The sequence below is a fragment of the Paludisphaera sp. genome (genome assembly GCF_037189885.1).
In the GTDB taxonomy this organism is placed as follows: Bacteria; Planctomycetota; Planctomycetia; order Isosphaerales; family Isosphaeraceae; genus Paludisphaera.
Genome location: NZ_JBBCIR010000113.1, coordinates 1 through 20251, shown reverse-complemented (window position 1 = coordinate 20251; position 20251 = coordinate 1). Strand labels below are relative to the sequence as shown.

The following is a 20251-nucleotide window of genomic DNA, read 5'->3' as shown; positions in this document are numbered from 1 at the left end:
CGTCGAAAGGGCATTCCCGCCGGCTTCGTCGCCCGCGGGGGCGTGATAGCGCGTCGGCCCGACGGCGGGGGGTCAGCGCGGCGCGCCCGTCAGGTCGTTCGCAGCGGCGGTCTCGGCCGCGACCTCGTCGGCGACGGAGCGCGCGTTCGAGGGGGGGGCGAGGTCCGCGGGGGTGGCGGCGAGGATCGGCTCCAGCTCCTTCCGCCAGGGGTCGATCTCGGTCCCCAGGTCCTTGCCGACGATCTTCCGCAGGGCGTTGAGCGAGGCCAGGCGGATCGCCGGGTCGTCGTGCTCCATGGAGTCGAGGAGCACCCTGTAGATCCGCGGGTCCTCGCTCTTGAGGTCGGCCAGGCCGTCGATGGCGGCGATCCGGGCGTCCTCCAGGTTGTCGAGCGTCATCGTCTGCGCGAGGACCGAGGCGTCCTCCGGCAGGCCGACCTTCCCCAGGGCGCGACACGCCTCGATCTTCACGACGGCGTCGTGGCTGTGGACGGCCTTCAGCAGCACCTCGCGGGCGCGGGGGTCTCCCAGCTCTCCCAGCGTGCGGCAGATCATGGCGCGGCTGGCCAGGGGCTCGTTCCCCTTCTGGTAGCGCTCGATCAGGACGGAGACCGCCTCCTCGCGCTGGTGGTCCGAGTCGTAGAGGTCCCTGGATCCGAGCTTGGCGTAGGCGAGGTAGCGGGCGTTGGGGTCGGGGTTGGTGCGGACGTGCCTCAGGAAGCTCTTGGCCGTGGTGCCGACGTAGGCGCCGCAGCCCGAGGCCAGCGCGGCGAGGGCGACGACCCCCCAGGCCGCGCGTCGCGTCGCGCCTTTCCGGAAAGCTCGGTCGTCCATAACCGTAAGACTTCCTTGATGGAGGTTGAGATGGGGCGTCGGCCGCCGGGGCGTCGCGATCCAGGGGGCGACGCGCGGCGAGATCGACGAGGCGCGGGGATCATAGCCGGGGGGGGCGGAACCGCCAAGGCCGGCTCTCGGGCCGCCCGCGCAATAAAGAGGGCCGGCGCACGTCCGATGACGTGGGGCCGGCCCGCGATGGTCCGCCTCGATCGTCCGGGCCGCGACGCCGCTTTCAGGCGGAGCCGGCGGCGGAGTCGAGCCCGGCGAGGTGCTTCTCGCCCACCTTGGAGACGTGGTACTTGAAGAAGTCCCCCTCCTTCTTGCCCCGCTTGATGAGCTTCCTCGTCTGGAGGGCGTCGATCGTCTTCTGGGTCCGCTTGCTGGCGGGCAGGCCCGTCTCGCCGGAGCCGGCGATCTCGCGCAGGAGGTTCGTCTGGGCGTCCGACAGCTTGACGGCCGGGGCCTTCTTCGGGGCGGCCTTCTTGGCCGCGGGGGCCTTGGGGGCGGCCTTGTCGACGGCGACGGCGGCCTTCGGGGCGGCGGCCTTCGGGGCGGCGGCCTTCCTCGCGGGGGCGGGCTTCTCGGCGGCGGCCTTGTCGGCGGCGACCTTCCTGGGGGCGGCCTTCTTCGGAGCGGCCTTCGCGGCGCCGCCCTTCGGTGTCGCTTTCTTCGTAGCCATCGGGCACCTCGTCTCGGGCGTGATCTCGGACCGGACCATCTCTCATTGAGCGGCCCCTGCGCCAATTCATACCAAATCTTTCAACCAGGGGAAGAGGGAGATGCTTCGAAACACGCGAATTTCTCGGGGTTTTTCGGGTTTTTCGGGCCGCCGTCCGGGTCGCATCGTCATGCGCCGCCACGCGAATCTCTTATCGAATCATGCTATGGCAACATGATCATTCATGTCCCATCGTGCGTTTCGCCCTATGTTTACCGGGGTTTTCCGACGGTCGGCCCGGCGACGATCGCGAGGCGCGCGCGAGAAGCGCCCCGAAATCGCGCGCGGCGCGAGGCGCGACGAGCCTCGACGCCTCGGTCGTCGACGACGCGCGCGAAGCGCTCGCGAGAGGTCGCCCGGCGCGGCCTTCGAGGGTGTCCCGGACCGGTCGCGCGCCGGGCCGACGGGCCCTCCGCGCGACCCCGCGCGAGGCCTCCGCGCGCCCGTCCCCGCCATGCCCCGAGTCCCTTCGGACGACCCCGGCCGAGAGACCTTCAGCCGTCGCGCGAAGGGGAGGTCGCATCAAGCTCGACTCCCCCGTCCGAGGAGTCTCGCGCGAGGCCGCGCCCCGAGATCGCCCTCATGTCCGGCGCCCGTCCGACGCGACGCCTGAAGGTAAGGAGTCGACCGTCGCCCCGACGGCCGATACCCTCCTTGGGGGCGGGCCGATCTCGGCGAAGACACGGCTTGCGGGCGCGAGGGCCGGGGCCTACAATGACTGAACAAAAACACACAGCCGTTCAGGGCGGGGGGCCGAGGTGATCACGCAAATCCGGGGGGTTCTCAGGTCGGTCCAGGAGGAGACCCTGACGCTGGGGGTCGAGCCGTTCGAGCTGGAGGTGATGATCCCGGAGCACACGCGCCGGCAGATCCAGGGGAAGGTGGGCGAGACGGTCACGCTGCACACCACCTTCTACATCGAGGGGCAGGCGATGGGGGGGAGGCTGACGCCGCGTCTGGTCGGCTTCATGTCGACCATCGACCGCGAGTTCTTCGACACCTTCTGCTCGGTCGACGGCGTGGGGATGAAGAAGGCGCTCCGGGCGATGGTCCGGCCGGTCCGGGAGATCGCGCGGACGATCCAGGAGCAGGACGTGAAGACGCTCGCCACGTTCCCCGGCATCGGCGAGGCGACCGCCGAGCGGATCGTCGCGAAGCTCCGGCGGAAGGTCGGCATCTACGCCCTCATCGTCAACGCGGACGGCACCACCTCGGCGCCGGCCCCCTCGAACGGGGAGGCCGCGCACGCCCAGCCGGACGTCGTCAGCGACGCCTACGCGATGCTGCTGGCGGTGGGCCACTCCGAGATGCAGGCCCGCGCGGCCATCGATCGCGTCCTCGCCGGCCGGAAGAAGTACAAGTCGGTGTCCGACCTGATCGAGGCGATCTATCAGCAGGAGAAGCCCTGAACCGCGGCCGAGGGAGAGCGACGCCATGGCGCGAGAGATCAAGTACAAGCGGAAGCCCGACGACGACCGCGACCGTGACCGCGAGACCGAACATGAGCCCAGGGCCGAGGCCCGCGGCGAGCCCCCCGCGCCCCCGGACCCGGTCGAGGAGAGGTTGCGCCCGCAGCGCCTCTCCGAGATCATCGGCCAGCGGGGCGTGGCCGAGCGGCTCTCGATCGCGCTGGCCGCGGCCAAGAAGCGCGGCGAGCCGCTGCCGCACATCCTCTTCGACGGCCCGCCGGGGCTGGGCAAGACCACCTTCGCCGGCGTGCTGCACAACGAGCTGGGCGTGGAGCTGAGCCTCACCAGCGGCGCGTCGCTCGACAAGAAGATGGACGTGATGCCCTACCTGACCAACGCGGCCGAGGGCTCCATCCTCTTCATCGACGAGATCCACCGGCTCCCCCGCGCCGTGGAGGAGTTCATCTACCCGGTCATGGAAGACTTCCGGGTCGACGTCGTGCTGGGCGAGGGGATGGCGGCGCGGACGATCAACCTGCCGCTGAAGAAGTTCACGATCATCGGGGCCACCACCCGCAGCGGGATGCTCTCCTCGCCGCTGCGCGAGCGGTTCCACATGCACGAGCACCTGGAGTTCTACGAGCCGGAGGATCTGGCGAGGATCATCACCATCAACGCCGCCAAGCTCCGCGTCGCCATCAGCCCGGAGGCCGCCTGGGAGCTGGCCGGCCGCAGCCGCGGCACCCCGCGCATCGCCAACGCACGGCTCCGCTGGGTGCGCGACTACGCCATCGCCCGAGCCGACGGGGTCATCGACGTCTCGGTCGCCAACGACGCCTTGGCCATGCAGGAGATCGACTCCGAGGGGATGGACAAGCAGGACCGGCGCTACCTCGACACGCTGATCCGCGTCTTCAAGGGGGGGCCGACCGGCGCCGAGGCCCTCGCCGCCACGATGACCCTTTCGCTCGACACGATCCGCGACGAGGTCGAGCCCTACCTCCTGCGCCGGGAATTCGTCGTCCGCACCCCCCGCGGCCGCGTCGCCACCGCCTCCGCGTACCGCCACCTGGGCATCCCGGTCCCCGAGCGCGACCTGGACGACGACATCCTCGACCCCCAGCGCCGGCTGTTCCTCTGACCCGACCGCGCCGACCCACGCCCGGCCTTCAGACGCCCGGCGTGGTGGCGCGGCGGAGCCGATCCCGCAGGGCGTCCCACGCGGGCTCGGCGGGGGGCTCGACGGCGACGATCACGTCCAGCCCTCGCGCGTCCAGGTCGTGCAGCGCCCGGTAGAACTCCCGGGCCGCGACGGTCGGGTCGGGCAGGATGAATCGGGCCACGCGGTCCGGGACCAGGCCCAACGGGAGCGGTTCGAACGCGATCAGCCCGGCGCGCTCGGGCCAATCGAGTTCGGGCAGGAGGACTCGGGATGGGACGCGGACGGCTCGGGTCCTCGGCGCGTAGTGGACGGCGAGCATGCCGGGGCTCGCGAGCGTGGTGGGATCGGCCTCGACCGGCCCATGACCGACCTCGACGCCGAGCAGGCTCGCCAATTCGCTCGCCGTGATCGGCCCGGGGCGCAGGACGCGCGGGGGATCGGACGCCAGGTCCAGGACGGTCGATTCCAGGCCGACGCTCGCCGGGCCGCTGTCGAGGATCAGGTCGACGCGGCCGTCCAGGTCGGCCAGGACGTGCTCGGCGCGCGTGGGCGAGACGCGGTTGGATCGATTGGCGCTGGGCGCGGCGAGGGGCAGGCCGACGCGCTCGATGAGCCGGCGCGCGACCGTCGGGGCCGGGACGCGCAGGCCGACCGTCGGACCCCCCGCCGTCACGATCTCCGGGATGGCCGGCGTCCGGGGGACGATCAGGGTCAGCGGGCCGGGCCAGAACGCGCGGGCCAGCATCTCGGCGCGGCCATCCCAGCGCGCGGCGTACTCGCGCGCCTGGTCGGCGTTCGCGACGTGGACGATGAGCGGGTTGCGCGAGGGGCGGCCCTTCGCCGCGAAGATGCCGCGGACGGCCTGGGCGTCGGTGGCGACGGCGCCGAGGCCGTAGACGGTCTCGGTGGCGAACGCCACGAGGCCGCCGCGTCTAAGGACGGCGGCGGCCTCGTCGCGGTGGTCGGTCTCGGGCTCGTCGCGGTCGACGAGCAGGACCCGAGTGCGGATCACGGCGCGCTCCGCGCTCAGGGGATGAGGACGGCGGCGGCGATCACGGTGGTCCAGAGGCCGTCCTTGTGGCCGACGGCCGTCTGGGTGATCTCCTTCGTCTTGTAGATGACGTCGGCGATCTTCCAGATCTCGCGCTTCTCGTCCCACGAGCTGTTGGGGTTGAACTCCACCCCGAGGATCGTGGCGAGCATCTCGGCGGCGAGATCCTCGGCGTAGTCGGCCGCGGTCTTGGCGGTCTGGCCGTAGGCGTGGTGCTCGGACAGGTAGCCGAACTGGTCGCGATCGCGCGGGATGGCGACGCCGACGCTGGAGGCGACCAGCCGATTGGGCTCGGCCGTGGCGCTCTCGCTGATGACGACGTGGACGATCTGCCCGGGCTTCAGGTCCTTCAGCCCCTGCTCGACCGTCACTTCCTTGCAGTGCGGCGGGAAGATGCTGGAGACCCGCACCAGGTTGTAGCAGGCGATCCGGGCGTCGCGGAGCGCCAACTCGAAGCTGGTCAGCTTTTCGCGGTGGGTGCCGACTCCCTTGGTGAAGAACAACTTCGAAGGTACGTACATCTCTGGCTTGAGTCCTCCCGGTCCGGTCGTCCACGGTGATGGGCGCCGACCGTCCCGCTGTCCGCGAAGAGTCCGCGTCGTCGCCGCACGCCGCGCGCGATCCCACGAAGTGGAAATTATCCCCCCAGCCCCCGTCCGTATCAAGGCCACAAGCCCGAAGTCGACGCCCCGCGCCGTCCGGCCCCCCTTTCCCCGGGCCCCGAACCGAACCGAAACCCCGGCCTGCCCGTCCGGGTAGCACGGGAGGATCACGCGCGAGCCCATCGCCGGGGGGAGGACAGCGGGATGGAAGACGCTTACGGGTGGGACCCCGACTCCGTGCGGCGAGCGGTCGAGGCCGACCCGGCGGCCGTGCATCGTCGCGATGAGTACGGTTGCGCGCCGCTGGAAAACGCCGCGGCGGCCGGCGACGACGACCTCGTCGCGTTCCTCCTGGAGCGGGGGGCCGATCCGAACGGCGGGGTCGAGGGCGATCCCCCGCTGCACTGGGCCGTGAATTCCGAAGTGGAAGGGTCGACGGCCGTGGTCGCCCGCCTGCTCGCCGCCGGGGTGGACGTCCACGGCGTGGGCATGAACGGCTGGGCCCCGCTGCACGTCGCGGCCGGTCGCGGGCGGGTCGAGAAGTGCCGGCTGCTGCTCGACGCCGGCGCCGAGGTCGACCGACCGGCGACGATCGACGATCACCGGACGCCCCTGATGGAAGCCGCCGCCGCCGGGCAGCCCGAGGTCGTCCGCCTGCTGCTCGACCGCGGCGCGGACGCCTCGCTCCGGGACGGGTTGTTCGGCAGGACGGCGCGCGACCTCGCCGTCGAGGCCGGTCGCGGGCACGATCCGAAGATCTACCGCATGCTCAAGGCCCAGCCCAGGGTCGACCCCGCCGAGACCCTGGCGGACGTGGACTTCCCCGACGAGGCGACCCGCGACATGGCCTTCGCCATCCTCGGCGAGCACGACATCGCGGAATACTATCGCGAGAGGGCCGACCAGATGGCCGCCGAGGGGAGGCACGCGGAAGTCGTCAGCATCCTGGACGAGCACACGCCCCGCCGCGGCTGGCGGGGATGGTTCCGGTCCCCGAAGTAGGGCCCGCGCGATCTACCTTCCCGCCGCTCGTTCGGAAGCCAAGGGCGAGTACCCCTTCTCCCCTCGTGGGAGAAGGTGGCCCGAAGGGCCGGATGAGGGGGCGACCGGTGTCGACTCCTGGATCGCCCTCGACGAGAGACGTCTTCCCCCCTCGCGGGGGAGGACAGACCGCGAAGCGGTCAGGAGAGGGGGACGACGGGCGCGGGGGCTGTTGCAGTCGCCGAAGGCCCGTCCGGCCATCGCGAATCCCACCAGCTTACTCGCTAGTCTTCCCCCTCATCCGGCCCTCCGGGCCACCTTCCCCCGCGAGGGGGGAAGGGCGTTATGACCATGGTCATGTGGCACCAACGCGTCCCGATCCGCCCCCCTCATCCGGCCCTTCGGGCCACCTTCTCCCACGTGGGGAGAAGGGCGGGCGACGGTTCAGGCGTCGCGTCGCTGGTGGGTCAACGACGGCGGAGGGCGCGGTCGATGTCGCGCTTGGCCTCGCTCTTCTTGATGGCCTCGCGCTTGTCGAAGGTCTTGCGGCCCTTGGCGACGAAGATCTCCACTTTGGCCATCCCCTTCTTGAAGTAGATGGCGGTGGGGACCAGGGTCAGCCCGCGCTCGTTGGTGCGGGCGGCGAGCTTCTCGATCTCGTTGCGGTGCAGGAGGAGCTTGCGGCTGCGCTTGGGGACGTGGTTCATGCGGTTGGCCTGGAGGTATTCCGGGATGTCGCACCCGTTCAGCCAGGCCTCGCCGCGCGTCACCTCGGCGTAGGCGTCCTCCAGGTTCGCCTTGCCGTTGCGCAGGCTCTTGACCTCGGTGCCGGTCAGGACGATGCCGGCCTCGACCTTCTCGATCAGGTCGTAGTCGTGCCGCGCGCGGCGGTTCCGGGCGACGATCTTGATGCCGTCGCCATCGTCTTTCTTGGCGGCGGGACTCGCCGCGTTCTTCTTGGCCATGGCTTGAACCCAGCGCCCAGACGTTCCTTCGTGTCCACCCGGCCTACATCATACGCATCAGGCGCGGGTCGCGTGGCAGGCGACGACGATTTCCTCGACGATCCGCGCCGGGTCGGCCGCCTCGGGGACGAGGACGGGGACGGGGAAGCCGTCGTCGCGGATCGCGGCGGCGTCGCGGCCGACGAGGACCACGAGGGTGGCCCCGAGCGCCTGATCGACGGCCGCGCGGGCGGCGCGCTCGTAGGCGTGACGCCGCCAGACGGCCTTCCATCCGTGCGGTTCCGCGTCGGCGGCGGGGGTCGCCAGGGCCCGTCGCATGGCGAGGTCGAGCGAGAAGTCGGCCGCGACCCACCGGTCGCCGAGCTGGCGGGCCTCCCACGACCGGGCCGACGCCCGGTGCGCCTCGGCCTGGATCGCCGCGAACGCCCGGTCGCGAGGGTCGGCGGGATGGGCCGACGACGAGGCCGTCGGGCGGTCCCCCCACCGCAGCGGCTCGGCGCCCAGCGCCCGGACCAGGCCGGCGTGGATCTCGGCGGCGAGCGCGGACTCGGCCGGGTCGTCGGGGTCCGCGGCCGAGACCGCCACGAGGCTCGGCCGCCGGTCGAGGTTCTCCAGCAGCTCGTTGACCGTCTTGTTCGTCAGCGGGTCGAGCATCCAGGGGGCGATCTCGACCGTCGGCACCAGCGCGAACCGCCGGAAGGGGAGCCGGGGGTGCGGCAGCGTGATCTGGGGCGTGCGCCGGATCTCCTGGCCGTAGAGCAGCAGGTCCAGGTCGAGCGTCCGCGCCCCCCAACGCTCGTCGCGCACGCGGCCGAGCCTGGCCTCGATCGCGTGCAGCCGCTCCAGCAGGGTCAGGGGGTCGAGCGTGGGCTCGGCCAGGAGCGCCGCGTTGAGGAATGGGGCCTGGCCGGCGGGCCCGCCGACGGGGACGGTCTCGTAATACTTGCTGACCGTCCAGAGGTGGAAATGGGGCTCGGCCTTGATGATGGCCACGGCCTCGTCCAGGGTCGCCTCGCGGTCCCCCTGATTGCTCCCCATCCCGATGATCGCCAGCGAGCCCTCGCTCATAACGCCTCGATTCGATGCCTCGCGGATCGATTACAGCGACAGCTTGCCGATCCGGTCGACGGCCTCCAGCAGCCGGGGCGTCTCGACGGTCAGCGCGACGCGGATGTAGCCGTCGGCGGTGCGGCCGAAGCCGAGGCCGGGGGTGGTCACCACGCTCGCCTCGTCCAGCAGCCGGGCGCACAGGTCGGTGGAGGAGTACCCCTTGGGGCAGGGGATCCAGACGTAGAAGGTCGCCTCGGGGGTCGGGACCTCCCAGCCGAGCTTGCGCATCGCCGCGAGGAAGGCGTCGCGCCGCTCCTTGTACAGGGCGCGGATCGGCGGGGTCAGCTCGTCGTAGCCGTCGAGCGCCGTCTTGGCGGCGAACTGGACGGCGGTGAAGATGCCGGAGTCGCAGTTGGCCTTCACCTGCTTGAGGGCCGAGATCATGGGCTCGCCGCCGATGGCGAAGCCGACGCGCCAGCCGGTCATGTTGAAGGTCTTCGACAGGCTGTGGAACTCGACGGCCACGTCCTTCGCGCCCGGCACCTGGAGGATGCTGGGGGCGGGCTTGTCGAAGTACATCTCGTTGTAGGCGGCGTCCTGGGCGATGGTGAAGCCGTGCGTCCGCGCCAGGCCGACGACCTTCTCGAAGTACGGCAGGTCGGCCGTCCCCCCGGTGGGGTTGTTCGGGAAGTTGAGGAACATCAGCCGGGCCAGCGTGTAGACGTCGGCCGGGATGGCGTCCAGGTCGGGGCGGAAGCCGAGGCTGGGCTCCAGCGGCATCGTGTAGACGTCGGCCCCGGCGAACTGGCTGGCCGAGCGATAGACCGGGTAGCAGGGGTCGGGGACCAGGCTGATCTCGCCGGGGTTGAGCACGGCCAGCGGGAAGTGGGCCAGGCCCTCCTTCGAGCCGATCAGCGGCAGGATCTCGGTCTCGGGATCCAGGTCCAGGCCGTACCGAGACTTGCAGAAGTCGGCGATCGACCGGCGGAGTTCCGGCGAGCCCTGGTCCAGGGCGTACTGGTGGAAGGCCGGGTTCTCGACGTTCTTCTGGAGGCTCTCGATGATCGGCCGTGGCGTGGGCCGGTCGGGGTCGCCGACGCCCAGGTTGATGATGTCTCGCCCGGCGGCGATGGCGGCCCTCTTCTTCTTGTCGATCTCGGCGAACAGGTACGGCGGCAGGTTCTGGAGCCGCTGCGACTTCACGAACGGGTCAGCCATCACATCGAGCCTCGCTTCGAACACCCGGATTGCCTGCGGTCCACCAGTGTACCCCCGGCCCCCCGATCCGACAACCGGCCCAACCCCGGGCCGACCGCCCCGCCGCCCCGGCCTCCCGCCCGACCTGGCTCCGGTTGGCTTCGTTCGTCGACCACGGGACCGACCAGGATAGCCGTAAACTCCTTGCTGAATTCGTCTTAGCTAGCATCCCCGGTTGGCTTCGTTCGTCGATTCGCGTTGTGTTTCTCGGGGCCGCCGGCCCAGGGCGTCGGCCCATCCTCCGGCGCTTCGGGGCTCCTTCAAGGCGAAGGGCTTTCTGAACGTCTTCCTCCCTCGCGGGGGAGGACAGACCGCGGAGCGGTCAGGAGAGGGGGACGACTGGCGCGAGGCCGTTGGGGTCACCAAGGGCTAATCCGACCGGCTTGGGATCCCGTCGGCCGTCTCGCTTGTCCCCCCCTCATCCGGCCCTTCGGGCCACCTTCCCCCACCAGGGGGGAAGGACGTTATGACCACGCCACCCGGTCGCGCGTCCCTTCATCCGTTGGCGCGGGCGATTCCGAGGGGGCCCCATGACCGGCTCGTCACGTTGCGTCGAATTGCCAAGGAGCCACGGCGCGATCTTCCACCATGGACAGTGCATACAAACCGGGTCTTGCGAGGAAGAATCCCGAAAATTTCCCGAGATCGCGCGACGCGGCGGCTCAGCCGGGGAACTTGCATAGGGCGGCGACGTAGTCCCGGGTGCCGTCGGTCACCCAGCCGTCGAGCTGGGCGGCGTCCTTGAGCTGCTGGCCGCGGCGGCGGTCGACGGACAGGAAGGAGCAGGGGAGGTCGGGGAGCGAGGTCAGGTCGCTCCAGAGCTTTTCGAACTGCGCGACCGGCAGGACGTCTTCCTGGCCGTGCCCCCAGCGCCGCTTCACGTCCTTGATGGTGACGTAGGTGGGGACCCGCGCGGCAAGGCCGCGGACGGCGGCGGCGACCTTCTCGGGCGATCGCGCCAGGTCCGCGCGAGTCAGGCGGAGGGCGCGCAAGAGGCCGTCGACGCGGACCCAGGTGGTCATGGAGTTGTAGTAGCGGAGGGCGAACTCGGAGTCCTCGCGCGGCTGCGCCAGGCCTTCCAGCAGCCGGAGCCGGCCGCCGACGCGCGCCAGGCCGCCGCCGCGGTCGTCGATCCGGCGCGGGATGACCTCGAAGCCCAGCGTCGAGCCCGTCCCGGCGGCCAGGCCCAGCACGCCGGGGTCGACGGTCGCCCCCAGGGTGTCGATGTTGTGGACCATCAGCCAGTTGAGGTTCGGGTTCTCCCGGAGCAGCCGGGCGAGCGTGCCGTTGAGCAGCAGGTTGGGGACCTCGTAGAAGTGCCCCGGCGGGTTGAAGCGCTGGAGTGGGACGTTGTCGGTGTAGTCGCTCCCCTCGCCCCGCGACCGCGCCCAGTCGAGGATCGCGCGGCGACCGGCCTCGCGGACCTTCTGCTTGTTCTCGTCCAGCGTCTCGTGGGTCGATTCCTCCCACAGGAACGTCAGGTCGCGGGCCATGGGGATCAGACGCTGGCCGATCGACCTGCCGGGCGACAGGTAAACCGGGGTGTCATGGCCGTAGTTCGACGTGGCCGCCAGGTGGCGCTCGATGGCCCGGTGGGTGAGGTAGCTCGTGGTCACGACGTGGGGGATCGACGCCCCCAGCGCGTCCCCCGCGGCCTTCGTCTTGGCGAGGTGGACCTCCAGGAACGAGCGGTGCCTGCCCTCGAACGGGGCGAACGGGTTGACCGCCTTCACGACCCCCGCGCCGGTGGTCCATCGGCTGCCGACGCCCGCCGCGAGAGTCACCACGGCGACCTCGCCGCCCCGGATCAGCCGCTCGCCCAGGTCGCGCGCCGAGTCGGGGACGGCCCTGGAGGCGTCGATCAGGTCGGCGTCGTCGACGTCGCGGATCTCGATGTCGACGGGCAGGCGGTTGCGCGCCAGGCCGATGCGGCCCCGGATCAGGTCCTCGCGAAGCGCCTCGTGCTGGACGGGGTCGAAGCCGTTCTCGCGGCGGATCGCCTCGGCCTCCTCGTCCCAGCGGGCGGCCGAGGAATCGGCCGCGCCTCGGGCGACGGGGAACAGCTTGTTGACCATCGTGCGGAAGACGCGGATCAGCTCCGCCGGGTCCTCGCAGCGGTTGGCGAACGCGTCCACGTCGGCCATGCGGCCGGGGGCGAGCGAGCCCGTGTCGCCGCCGGCGACCATGCGGGGGATCTGGAGCGTGTAGTAGCGCGAGGGCATCAGCGGGGCGTCGGCCTCCAGAGTCGCCCAGGTGCCGCGGGGGTTGATGCGGAAGTCGTAGACGACCGGGCTCATGGCGAAGGGGAGGGCGTCGTCGAGCGACCCCTTGACCCGCGCCATGATCTCGGCGATCTGGCCCTGGAACTCCTCGCGGCGGTGGGGGGCGACCAGGAACGCCATGCCGCCGCCGGCCATCCCGCCCAGCATCAGGAAGCCCCAGAAGTCGTCGCCCATCGCGGCGCGGGCCTCGCGGATGATCCCCTCGGTGAAGGCGCTGGAGATCCAGGGGATGATCCCCTTCAGCGGCCCTTCCCAGTTGGCCGTGGTCCAGGAGCCGAGGGCCTTCACGTCGGCCCGCTCGACCGACTCGACGACGTTCTCGAAGATGCGGAGCGCCTCGCCGCGATGCCGCCACTCGGCCTCGTCGCGGAGGAGGTACTTGGCCGTCACCATGTTCAGGATCGGCCCGACGTTCTGGGCCATGCCGCCGTGGACCAGCACCATCCCGCGCGCCAGGGCCTCGGAGAACGAGGCCCCCGACGCGGCGCCTTCCTTCGGGGCGACGTCGACGAGCTTGTGGTCGGGGAGGAGGCGGCCGCGGCTGACGCCCCATTCGGGATCCCCTTCCGCGGCGGGGACGCCGGTGATGAGCTTCACGCCGGGGAAGATGCCGCCGGAGTCCTGCCAGCCGCCCCCGGAGCCGCCTAGCCACTCGCCGAGGATCGCGCGGGCGACCACCACGCGGGCCTCGTCCATCTCCAGCGGGCCGGTCAGGTTCCGCGACTGCCCCGTCGCCCGCATCAGCAGCGCGACCAGCGACGCCAGCAGGTTCGTCGAGACCGCCAGGCGCGAGCCCTTGGGGATGTCGTTGACCTTGCTGACGATCTCCAGGCCGTGGCCCGGACGGACGACGTGCGCGAGGACGTCGGCGAGCCTGGCGCGCGTCCCCTCCAGCGACGGCGGCACCAGCCCGGAGGCGATTACCCCGGCCTTCACCAGCCCGAGGTAGTCGTTGCCGAAGTTGAACAGCTCCTCCAGCGAGTCGACGTCCTTGGTCGCGTCCAGGTCGATGCTGGTCAGCCGCAGGATCGGCTCGGCGATGACGCGGAGGCGGCACTCGATCGGCGGCGTCGGCTCGGCGTCGCGGCGGTGGACGCCCAGGTCGACCGAGATGTTCATGACCCGCGCGCCCTCGGGGAAGTCCATCCCGAGGAAGAAGATGTCCGACCAGCCGCTGTGCGAGAGGTCCAGCCGGACGGGCGTGCGCTCGGTCAGGATCGGGAACGGGTCGTCGGCCGACCCCCGGCGCAGCAGTCGGGGGTCGAGCCGCAGCGGGTGCTCGTCGACGCCGCCGACGCGGAACATCCAGCGATTTCCCGAGCCCCCCCGGACCGACCGCCGCACCTGGTCGGCCAGCGTCTGGAACGCCACCTGCTCGTAAGCCTGCGCCAGCGCCGAGGCGATCGCGCCGTCGGGGCCGTTCGCCTTCAGCGCGGCGCGGAACGACGTCAGCGCCTGCTCGAAGCGGCGGCCCATCAGGTCCATGTAGCCGTCGAACGGGATCAGCCCGGCGCGGCGGACGTCGGGGTGCTCCTGGATGTCGTGGCGGTAGATCGCGTGGAGGAACAGCGAGGCGCGGACGCGCTCATAGAGGTTGTCCGCGCCGCGGCGGAACCGCTCCAGGTCCTCGCACGCGGCCAGCCTCTCGGCCAGGCTCGCGCCGGCGACGAGCGCCCGCGCCGAACGGTCGCGCGACGCGGGGTCCGGGGACGTGATGGTGGCGATCAGGTCTTGGCCGAGTGGCGTCATGGCGGTCGCGTGGTCCGGGGGTCGGTGCTCGATGCGATGCGGGATGGCGCGAATTGGAAGTCTCAGCGCGCGGGGGATTGCTCGATGCGGGCGGCGGCGTCGAGGAGGACGGCGAGGATCCGCTCGCGGTCGACGCCCGCCATCGCCAGCGCGACCTGGGCCTCGATCGCGCCGAACTTCGCGCCGAGGTTGAACCGCTGGCCGCGGGTCTCCAGCGCCAGGTACTTCTCGCGGCGGGCCAGGGCGTCCAGGGCGGTCGTGAGCTGGATCGGGCCCGGCTCGCGACGGCCGTCCCGCACGGCCTCGTCCAGCAGGTCGAAGACGCCGGGGGTCAGGACGTGCATGCCGAAGAAGCAGAGGTAGTGCCCGGCGCGCAGGCCGGGGACGTGCAGCCGAAGCTCGGCGAGCGTCGGGTTCGGCTTCTCGACGATCTCCTCGATCGCGTAGACGTCGGGGCGGTCGGCCAGCCGACGCCCCGCGAGCGTGCCGTACTGGTGGATCAGGTGCTCGCGCGTCGCCTGCACCGCCGAGACGGCGCAACGCTCCGCGACCGCCAGGTCGATCAACTGCCGGGCGCAGCGACGGGGCTCGGACGACAGATACAGGTGGTCGCTCAACAACAGCAGGAACGGCTCGTCGTCGACGAACTCGCGGGCGCGCCAGACGGCGTGGCCGTAGCCGAGCGGCTCGTCCTGCACGGCGAAGGTGAGGCGCTCTTGCACGTCGGCCAGCCGCCGGGCCTGCTCGCGCGCCCAGTCGGCCCCGTCGAACCCGGCGCGGAGCATCTCCGCGTAGTTGCGGAAGTGGGCGCGGTAGACCGCCTCGTCCCCCGGCGCGGCGACGACGCAGACGCGCTCGATGCCGCTCTCCAGCGCCTCCTCGGCGATGATCTGGAGGACGGGCTTGGTGAGGCCGTCCCGGTCGACCACCGGGAGCATCGCCTTCTGGACCGCGTCGCAAGCCGGATATTGCCGGGCGCCCCGGCCCGCCGCGGTGATGACCGCCTTCGATATGACCACGTCTCGATCCCTTCCGCCGAAAGGCCCGCCGTCGGCCCGCGTCCGACGGGTCCGCCCCCGATCCATCTCTCAGGCCGACCATCGTCCCCGCCGACCCCACGCTCGACAAGGGGGTCGCAGGCCGAGGCCCCCGCCGGCGCGAGGCCTCGAAGCCCTTTCCCCGGGCGAGGCCGAACGCCATCGTTCGCGACAAACCACGGCGGCATCACGCCTTAAGATCCAAACCACGGCCCGCCCGGCCCCATTCCGGGATTCCGACTCCCTGGAGGGTTGACTTCCCCGGCGGGACCCACTATCTTGTCTCTACCACCGCGACGAACGCCGGCTTTCACCAGGCCCGATCGTCACTTGGGGATGTAGCTCAATTGGTTAGAGCACCGGCCTGTCACGCCGGAGGTTGCGGGTTCGAGCCCCGTCATCCTCGCTTCCGAAGTCCTCTCCCTCATGGCGAGGCGAATTCCTGAAGAGACCAAGCCCCTTCGCTTGCCTTCAGTGCTTCTTCCATCGGCAACGGCCTGTCGAACCGCCAGTTCCCTGGGACTGGCGATCCTGACAGGCCGTCTTGCATGCGCCCGGGTGCCGCGATCGCCGGTCCCATCCGGGATGGAAGCCGAGCGATCGCTCTGATGGGCGGGCTCCCACCGGATGACGCCGGGCGCCGATGGTCAGTTCCCGACGCGCCATCCCATGATGATCATGCCGTCGCCCGCCCACAGCGGCAGCGTGCCGCCATTTTCATGGAGGATGAGGCTGAGCGGCAGCGTGCCGCCGTTGAAGAGGATGACGCGCAGCGGCAGGACCCCGTCGCCGGCGCGTTGCGACTCCCCGCCCGCCTGGGCCGTCGCCCCGTTTCTCTGGCTCAGCAGCCGAGTCAGGACGCCCACCTCCTCGGAGGCGGGGGGGGCCTTGAGGGTCAGCCGGACGTGGCGGCACTGCTCGCCCCGGACGACGATCTGGCCCATCTGCTCGACGGACTCGATCATCTTCACCGGGATCCTCTCCCAGGAGTTGCCCCCCGTATCCTGGGTGAAGAGGATCTCCCCATCGCCGTCGACATCCGACAGCTTGGCCGCCCCGGTTACCGCGCAGGTCCCCGAGGTCGGTCGCGCTCTGAGGTCCCGCGCGAACTGCTCGCCGGTCATGACCTCCAGTCTGGCTCGCGTGGAATCCATCGGGGTACTCCTCGGGGTAAAAGCGGGCGTCATGATGCTGGTCGCCCCGCCGAGCCGCGCGGGCGGCCGGCGGGGCGCGCGGGAGCATACGGGGGAGTCAGGCGTCCGGGGTCGTCCCTTGCGACCGCGGAGCGATGATCTCCACGTCCATGGAGTCCACCTCCACCAACGCGGTGTCGGTCGCCGATCGTCGCTGGGCCGTGATCACGAGGACCGCGGTGTAGTGCCGAGCGGGGGGCAGTTGCTGGCCCGGGACGGTCCCTTCCTCGCCGTTGCCGAAGGTGGGGATCGTCGAGACCGCCTGGTAGCTGAAGAGGGCTTCGTCGAAGTCCCCGAAGCGATCCTGCCCGTACGGCAACTCGATGGAGCGGCTGACGCCGCCCAGTTCGAGCAAGATCGAGACACGCGCGCCGACGTCTTTCTGGATTTTCCCCCGCAAGCTGGCCGTGAAGCCCAGGAAGGTTTCGTTCAGCGGTTCCGGGAGCGTGACCGGGATCTGCAGGGTCGTCAGCGTGACCGCCGCGTCGCGGGCCGATTCCGGCGACATCTCGGCAACGAGCTTCCCGTTGAACATGATGGTCAGCGCCAGGCCGTCCGGGCTCAGGTTCACGCCGAAGCCGTCGACCGACGCCACGTCCGGGTACAGGGGCTGGGGCGGGTTGAGGCGGGTCGTGAAACCGCCCTGCTTGGGATCGGCGGCCAGGGTCGTCATCGGAGCCTCCTCGGGACTCTTGAACTGGGATAGCCGTGGATCGACGCGGGGGGCCATGCGTTTGAAGTGGGGGGACGATTTAATAAATCACCCAAACTTTTGACCTTGTTCTTAATACGCGGCAAATCGACCATTTTCAACAGCTTAATTGAAAGATTTTCATTCGCGACGAATCGTCCAGGGCTCGGATCGGCCGTCGACGCCCCCTTCGGCGCGTCATCCTCGCGGGCGGCCCGATCATGCCGGCGGATGGCGGGGGGGCTTGAGATTCGCGCGGCGTGGGCCGAAGATGCCTGGGTTGAAACGTCCCTCTCGCACCAGGCGGCGCACCCAGCATGACGGAAACTCCCAGCCACGGAAGCGGCCCGGCCCCGGCGGAATACGACGCGATCCTGATCGTGGGCTTCGGCGGGCCGGAGAAGCCCGAGGACGTGATGCCCTTCCTGGAGAACGTCACGCGGGGGCGCAACATCCCCCGCGAACGGCTCGAGGAGGTGGCGGAGCACTACCACCATTTCGGCGGCGCGAGCCCGATCAACGACCAGGTCCGCGAGCTGATCGCCGACCTCGCGCCGGAGCTTCGACGCCACGGGGTCGACCTCCCGATCTACTGGGGGAACCGGAACTGGCGCCCGATGCTCCCGGACACGCTCCGCGAGATGGCCTCGGCCGGCGTCCGGCGGGCGCTGGCGTTCGTGCTGGCGGCGTACAGCTCGTATTCGAGCTGCCGGCAGTACCGCGAGGACATCATCCGGGCACGCGAGGAGGTCGGCGAGGGGGCGCCGGTCGTCGACAAGATCCGGGTCTTCTACAACCATCCCGAGTTCGTCGCGGCCAACGCCGACCGGATCCGCGAGGCCCTGGGGACGCTCCCGGCCGATCTCCGAGACGCGGCGCCGATCGCCTTCACGGCGCACAGCATCCCGTCGTCGATGGCCGCGACCTCCTCCTACGAGCAGCAGCTTCGCGAGACCTGCAGGCTGGTGGCGGCCGAGCTGGGCGTCGACGACGCGCGATGGTCGCTCGTCTACCAGAGCCGCAGCGGCCGGCCGACCGACCCCTGGCTCGAGCCCGACATCCTCGACCATCTCCAGGCCCTCCGCGATTCGGGGGAGGAGGGGGTGGTCGTCCACCCGATCGGGTTCCTGTCGGACCACATGGAGATCCTGTACGACCTCGACGAGGAGGCGCGGATCCTCTGCGAGCGGATCGGCCTGACGATGGCGAGGTCGCGGACGGTCGGCTCCCACGCGGGGTTCGTGCGGATGATCCGCGAGCTGATCGTCGAGCGCCTCCGGGGGGCGACGGGGGACGAGCGGCGGGCGATCGGCCGGCTCGGGGCGTCGCACGACGTCTGCCCCGTCGGCTGCTGCCCCGCGCCCGCGCGGCCGGCGTCGCGGCCGGCGTGACCTCGACCGCGGGACGCGGTCCTCTAGCGTCGCGCCGGGCCGTTCACCTATGATGAGAGGTCCATCCCGGGGGCGGGACCCGTCCCCCGGATGCGTCCGATGTTGGTTTTCGACGGCCCGCGTCGACCCCCGCGTCGCGCGGCGAGGGGCCCGAGCGGGCCGGCCTGGGAGAGCAAGTCGATGTCGTCGCGCCGGATCCTGCTGGTCGAAGACAGTTCCACGATGCGGCGCATGCTCGGCACGCTGCTGAAGGAGGAGGGGTACGACGTCGTCACCGCGAACGACGGCGTCGAGGGGCTGGCGAACGCCAAGCAAGAACCCCGGCCCGACCTGATCCTGACCGACTACGAGATGCCCGAGCTGGACGGGCCGGGCTTCTGCACGGGCGTGAAGGCCGACGCCGACCTGCGGACCATCCCCGTCCTGATGCTCACGACCCTGGGCGAGACCCACAACAAGGTCACGGGCCTGGAATCGGGCGCCGACGACTACATCCAGAAGCCCAAGAGCCCCGACGACATCACCGAGATGTTCGCCCGCATCCGGGCCCACCTGCGCATCGCCGACCTCCGCAAGGAGCTGGCCGAGCGCAACCGCCTGCTGGAGGCGGCCCACAAGAAGCTGACGTTCGAGCTGGACCTCGCTCGCAAGGTCCAGTTCGCGATGATGCCGCGGCCGCCCAAGCCGCGCGGGCTGCTCCAGATCGCCGTCCGCTACACGCCGGCGAACCAGCTCGGCGGCGACGTGTACGACTTCTACCGCCTGGAGAACAACCGGCTGGGCATCCTGGTGGCCGACGTCTCAGGCCACGGCGTGAACTCGGCGATGCTCTCCGGGATGGTCAAGGCCCTCGCGGCCGGCCTGTCGATCGCCGTGCTGGAGCCGGGCGAACTCCTCGCCGGCCTGGACGTCTCTGGCGAGCAGTACTTCCCCGAGGGCTACTTCTGCACCGGGTTCTACCTCATCGCCGACGAGGACACGGGGCTCCTGCGCTACGCGGGGGTCGGCCACCCGCCGGGGATCATCATCGGCCCCAACGGCCCGCGGTTGCTCCAGTCGAACCCCGGCATGCTGGGCATCGGCATGGTCGACGGCACCGCCGGGGACTCCGACCGCCTGGAGCCCGGCGAGTCGCTGATCCTCTACACCGACGGCCTCCCCGACGCCATGGACCCCTCCGACGTCATCTTCGGCGAACAGCGCCTGACGACCCTGCTCCAGACCCATCACGGCAACGACGCGACCCAGATCCTCGACCAGGTCGACTCCGCCGTCCTCGCCCACACCTCCCCCAACCGCCCGGCCGACGACATCAACATCATCGTCATCCAGCACACGGGGAAGAAGTAACGCCCGGCCGGCGGCCGCCGGGGCCGCCAGGGAGTTCCTGATGGCAAGTCGAAGCGTCGCTCCACCGACCGGCGGCGAATCCGGGGCGTCCCGGTCCGAGGGCGGCGGCCCCGACCCCGCCCCGACGCCCCCGGCCCTGGAACTACGCGTCTACCGGGACAAGCTCCCGGAATTGCTCGCGTCCGAGGGGAAATTCGTCCTCATCCAAGGTGAAGTCATCCACGGCATCCTCGCGACGCGCGACGAGGCCCTGGAGGCCGGATACCTCAAACACGGCGACAAGCCCTTCCTCGTCAAGCGGATCCTGGACGCGGAGCCGGTCCGATTCTTCACGAGGGAACTCGGCTGATGGACCGCGTCGTTTCGGCGCGGCTCGCCATGGGAGTCGCGCGGAGCGGCATGGCGATCCCCCCTTCTCCCCTCGTGGGAGAAGGGGGCCGAAGGCCGGACGGGGGGGCGACCGCCGCCGCGTCCCGGCGAAGGCATTCTCATAATTGTGGTGCGGGCGTCCCGCCTGCACGGCCCC

The 20251-nt window shown here is 70.7% G+C and carries 17 protein-coding genes and 1 tRNA gene; 7 read left to right on the top strand and 11 right to left on the bottom strand.

Annotated features, from left to right (window positions below):
• Positions 1-72: 72 nt before the first annotated feature.
• Both WG209_RS24620 and WG209_RS24615 read right to left on the bottom strand, forming a co-directional pair.
• Positions 73-834 (bottom strand): HEAT repeat domain-containing protein, encoded by a 762-nt coding sequence (locus WG209_RS24620; RefSeq protein ID WP_337177764.1) that lies wholly within the window; start codon positions 832-834, stop codon positions 73-75.
• A gap of 235 nt (positions 835-1069) precedes the next feature.
• The gene (locus WG209_RS24615) at positions 1070-1516 is read right to left on the bottom strand and encodes a hypothetical protein (RefSeq protein WP_337177763.1); all 447 of its coding nucleotides are present in this window, start codon (positions 1514-1516) and stop codon (positions 1070-1072) included.
• A gap of 797 nt (positions 1517-2313) precedes the next feature.
• Here WG209_RS24615 and ruvA point away from each other — a divergent pair.
• Both ruvA and ruvB read left to right on the top strand, forming a co-directional pair.
• Entirely contained in the window at positions 2314-2964 is a 651-nt protein-coding gene (gene ruvA, locus WG209_RS24610; RefSeq protein ID WP_337177762.1) for a Holliday junction branch migration protein RuvA, read from the top strand.
• 25 nt (positions 2965-2989) lie between these two features.
• Positions 2990-4105 carry a Holliday junction branch migration DNA helicase RuvB gene (ruvB, locus tag WG209_RS24605; RefSeq protein ID WP_337177761.1) on the top strand — a complete coding sequence of 372 codons (1116 nt, stop codon included), beginning with the start codon at positions 2990-2992 and terminating at the stop codon, positions 4103-4105.
• Positions 4106-4133: 28 nt separating this feature from the next.
• On the opposite strand, the gene WG209_RS24600 is transcribed toward ruvB, so the two are convergent.
• Together WG209_RS24600 and WG209_RS24595 are read right to left on the bottom strand one after the other, a co-directional pair.
• Entirely contained in the window at positions 4134-5138 is a 1005-nt protein-coding gene (locus WG209_RS24600) for an L-threonylcarbamoyladenylate synthase (RefSeq protein WP_337177760.1), read from the bottom strand.
• A gap of 14 nt (positions 5139-5152) precedes the next feature.
• Positions 5153-5698, bottom strand: coding sequence for an arginine decarboxylase, pyruvoyl-dependent (locus WG209_RS24595; RefSeq protein WP_337177759.1), 546 nt, complete (start codon positions 5696-5698; stop codon positions 5153-5155).
• A 285-nt stretch (positions 5699-5983) separates the two neighbouring features.
• Here WG209_RS24595 and WG209_RS24590 point away from each other — a divergent pair, with 285 nt between their 5' ends.
• Positions 5984-6781, top strand: a complete 798-nt coding sequence (locus WG209_RS24590) for an ankyrin repeat domain-containing protein (RefSeq protein ID WP_337177758.1) — start codon at positions 5984-5986, stop codon at positions 6779-6781.
• A gap of 446 nt (positions 6782-7227) precedes the next feature.
• Here WG209_RS24590 and smpB read toward each other — a convergent pair whose 3' ends face one another.
• From smpB to WG209_RS24565, 5 genes are all read right to left on the bottom strand, one after another.
• Positions 7228-7725 carry an SsrA-binding protein SmpB gene (gene smpB, locus WG209_RS24585; protein ID WP_337177757.1) on the bottom strand — a complete coding sequence of 166 codons (498 nt, stop codon included), beginning with the start codon at positions 7723-7725 and terminating at the stop codon, positions 7228-7230.
• A gap of 57 nt (positions 7726-7782) precedes the next feature.
• Positions 7783-8793: a 2-amino-4-hydroxy-6-hydroxymethyldihydropteridine diphosphokinase gene (folK, locus tag WG209_RS24580; RefSeq protein WP_337177756.1), complete on the bottom strand. Its 1011-nt coding sequence runs from the start codon at positions 8791-8793 to the stop codon at positions 7783-7785.
• A gap of 30 nt (positions 8794-8823) precedes the next feature.
• Positions 8824-9993: an LL-diaminopimelate aminotransferase gene (locus WG209_RS24575; RefSeq protein ID WP_337177755.1), complete on the bottom strand. Its 1170-nt coding sequence runs from the start codon at positions 9991-9993 to the stop codon at positions 8824-8826.
• A gap of 701 nt (positions 9994-10694) precedes the next feature.
• Positions 10695-14063 carry a UTP--glucose-1-phosphate uridylyltransferase gene (locus tag WG209_RS24570; protein ID WP_337177754.1) on the bottom strand — a complete coding sequence of 1123 codons (3369 nt, stop codon included), beginning with the start codon at positions 14061-14063 and terminating at the stop codon, positions 10695-10697.
• 62 nt (positions 14064-14125) lie between these two features.
• Positions 14126-15082 (bottom strand): sugar phosphate nucleotidyltransferase, encoded by a 957-nt coding sequence (locus WG209_RS24565; RefSeq protein WP_337177753.1) that lies wholly within the window; start codon positions 15080-15082, stop codon positions 14126-14128.
• A gap of 350 nt (positions 15083-15432) precedes the next feature.
• Here WG209_RS24565 and WG209_RS24560 point away from each other — a divergent pair.
• Positions 15433-15506, top strand: a tRNA-Asp gene (locus tag WG209_RS24560).
• 241 nt (positions 15507-15747) lie between these two features.
• Here WG209_RS24560 and WG209_RS24555 read toward each other — a convergent pair.
• Together WG209_RS24555 and WG209_RS24550 are read right to left on the bottom strand one after the other, a co-directional pair.
• Positions 15748-16254, bottom strand: coding sequence for a hypothetical protein (locus WG209_RS24555; protein WP_337177752.1), 507 nt, complete (start codon positions 16252-16254; stop codon positions 15748-15750).
• A gap of 97 nt (positions 16255-16351) precedes the next feature.
• Positions 16352-16966, bottom strand: a complete 615-nt coding sequence (locus WG209_RS24550; protein ID WP_337177751.1) for a hypothetical protein — start codon at positions 16964-16966, stop codon at positions 16352-16354.
• 335 nt (positions 16967-17301) lie between these two features.
• Here WG209_RS24550 and WG209_RS24545 point away from each other — a divergent pair, with 335 nt between their 5' ends.
• The 3 genes from WG209_RS24545 to WG209_RS24535 all read left to right on the top strand — a co-directional run bounded on the left by WG209_RS24545 (position 17302) and on the right by WG209_RS24535 (position 20074).
• Positions 17302-18375: a ferrochelatase gene (locus WG209_RS24545; protein WP_337177750.1), complete on the top strand. Its 1074-nt coding sequence runs from the start codon at positions 17302-17304 to the stop codon at positions 18373-18375.
• 180 nt (positions 18376-18555) lie between these two features.
• Complete coding sequence (locus WG209_RS24540; RefSeq protein ID WP_337177749.1) at positions 18556-19725, top strand: SpoIIE family protein phosphatase; 1170 nt, start codon at positions 18556-18558, stop codon at positions 19723-19725.
• 40 nt (positions 19726-19765) lie between these two features.
• On the top strand, positions 19766-20074 hold the full coding sequence (locus WG209_RS24535) for a hypothetical protein (protein WP_337177748.1): 309 nt from the start codon (positions 19766-19768) through the stop codon (positions 20072-20074).
• The last annotated feature ends 177 nt before the right edge of the window (positions 20075-20251 follow it).

Excerpts from the sequence above, each read along its gene's own strand:
- WG209_RS24540 (WP_337177749.1), top strand. The coding sequence starts at position 18,556 with ATGTCGTCGCGCCGGATCCTGCTGGTCGAAGACAGTTCCACGATGCGG.
- WG209_RS24535 (WP_337177748.1), top strand. The coding sequence starts at position 19,766 with ATGGCAAGTCGAAGCGTCGCTCCACCGACCGGCGGCGAATCCGGGGCG.
- smpB (WP_337177757.1), bottom strand. The coding sequence starts at position 7,725 with ATGGCCAAGAAGAACGCGGCGAGTCCCGCCGCCAAGAAAGACGATGGC.
- WG209_RS24545 (WP_337177750.1), top strand. The coding sequence starts at position 17,302 with ATGACGGAAACTCCCAGCCACGGAAGCGGCCCGGCCCCGGCGGAATAC.
- WG209_RS24595 (WP_337177759.1), bottom strand. The coding sequence starts at position 5,698 with ATGTACGTACCTTCGAAGTTGTTCTTCACCAAGGGAGTCGGCACCCAC.
- folK (WP_337177756.1), bottom strand. The coding sequence starts at position 8,793 with ATGAGCGAGGGCTCGCTGGCGATCATCGGGATGGGGAGCAATCAGGGG.
- WG209_RS24615 (WP_337177763.1), bottom strand. The coding sequence starts at position 1,516 with ATGGCTACGAAGAAAGCGACACCGAAGGGCGGCGCCGCGAAGGCCGCT.
- ruvB (WP_337177761.1), top strand. The coding sequence starts at position 2,990 with ATGGCGCGAGAGATCAAGTACAAGCGGAAGCCCGACGACGACCGCGAC.
- WG209_RS24555 (WP_337177752.1), bottom strand. The coding sequence starts at position 16,254 with ATGGATTCCACGCGAGCCAGACTGGAGGTCATGACCGGCGAGCAGTTC.
- WG209_RS24590 (WP_337177758.1), top strand. The coding sequence starts at position 5,984 with ATGGAAGACGCTTACGGGTGGGACCCCGACTCCGTGCGGCGAGCGGTC.
- WG209_RS24570 (WP_337177754.1), bottom strand. The coding sequence starts at position 14,063 with ATGACGCCACTCGGCCAAGACCTGATCGCCACCATCACGTCCCCGGAC.
- WG209_RS24550 (WP_337177751.1), bottom strand. The coding sequence starts at position 16,966 with ATGACGACCCTGGCCGCCGATCCCAAGCAGGGCGGTTTCACGACCCGC.
- WG209_RS24575 (WP_337177755.1), bottom strand. The coding sequence starts at position 9,993 with ATGGCTGACCCGTTCGTGAAGTCGCAGCGGCTCCAGAACCTGCCGCCG.
- WG209_RS24620 (WP_337177764.1), bottom strand. The coding sequence starts at position 834 with ATGGACGACCGAGCTTTCCGGAAAGGCGCGACGCGACGCGCGGCCTGG.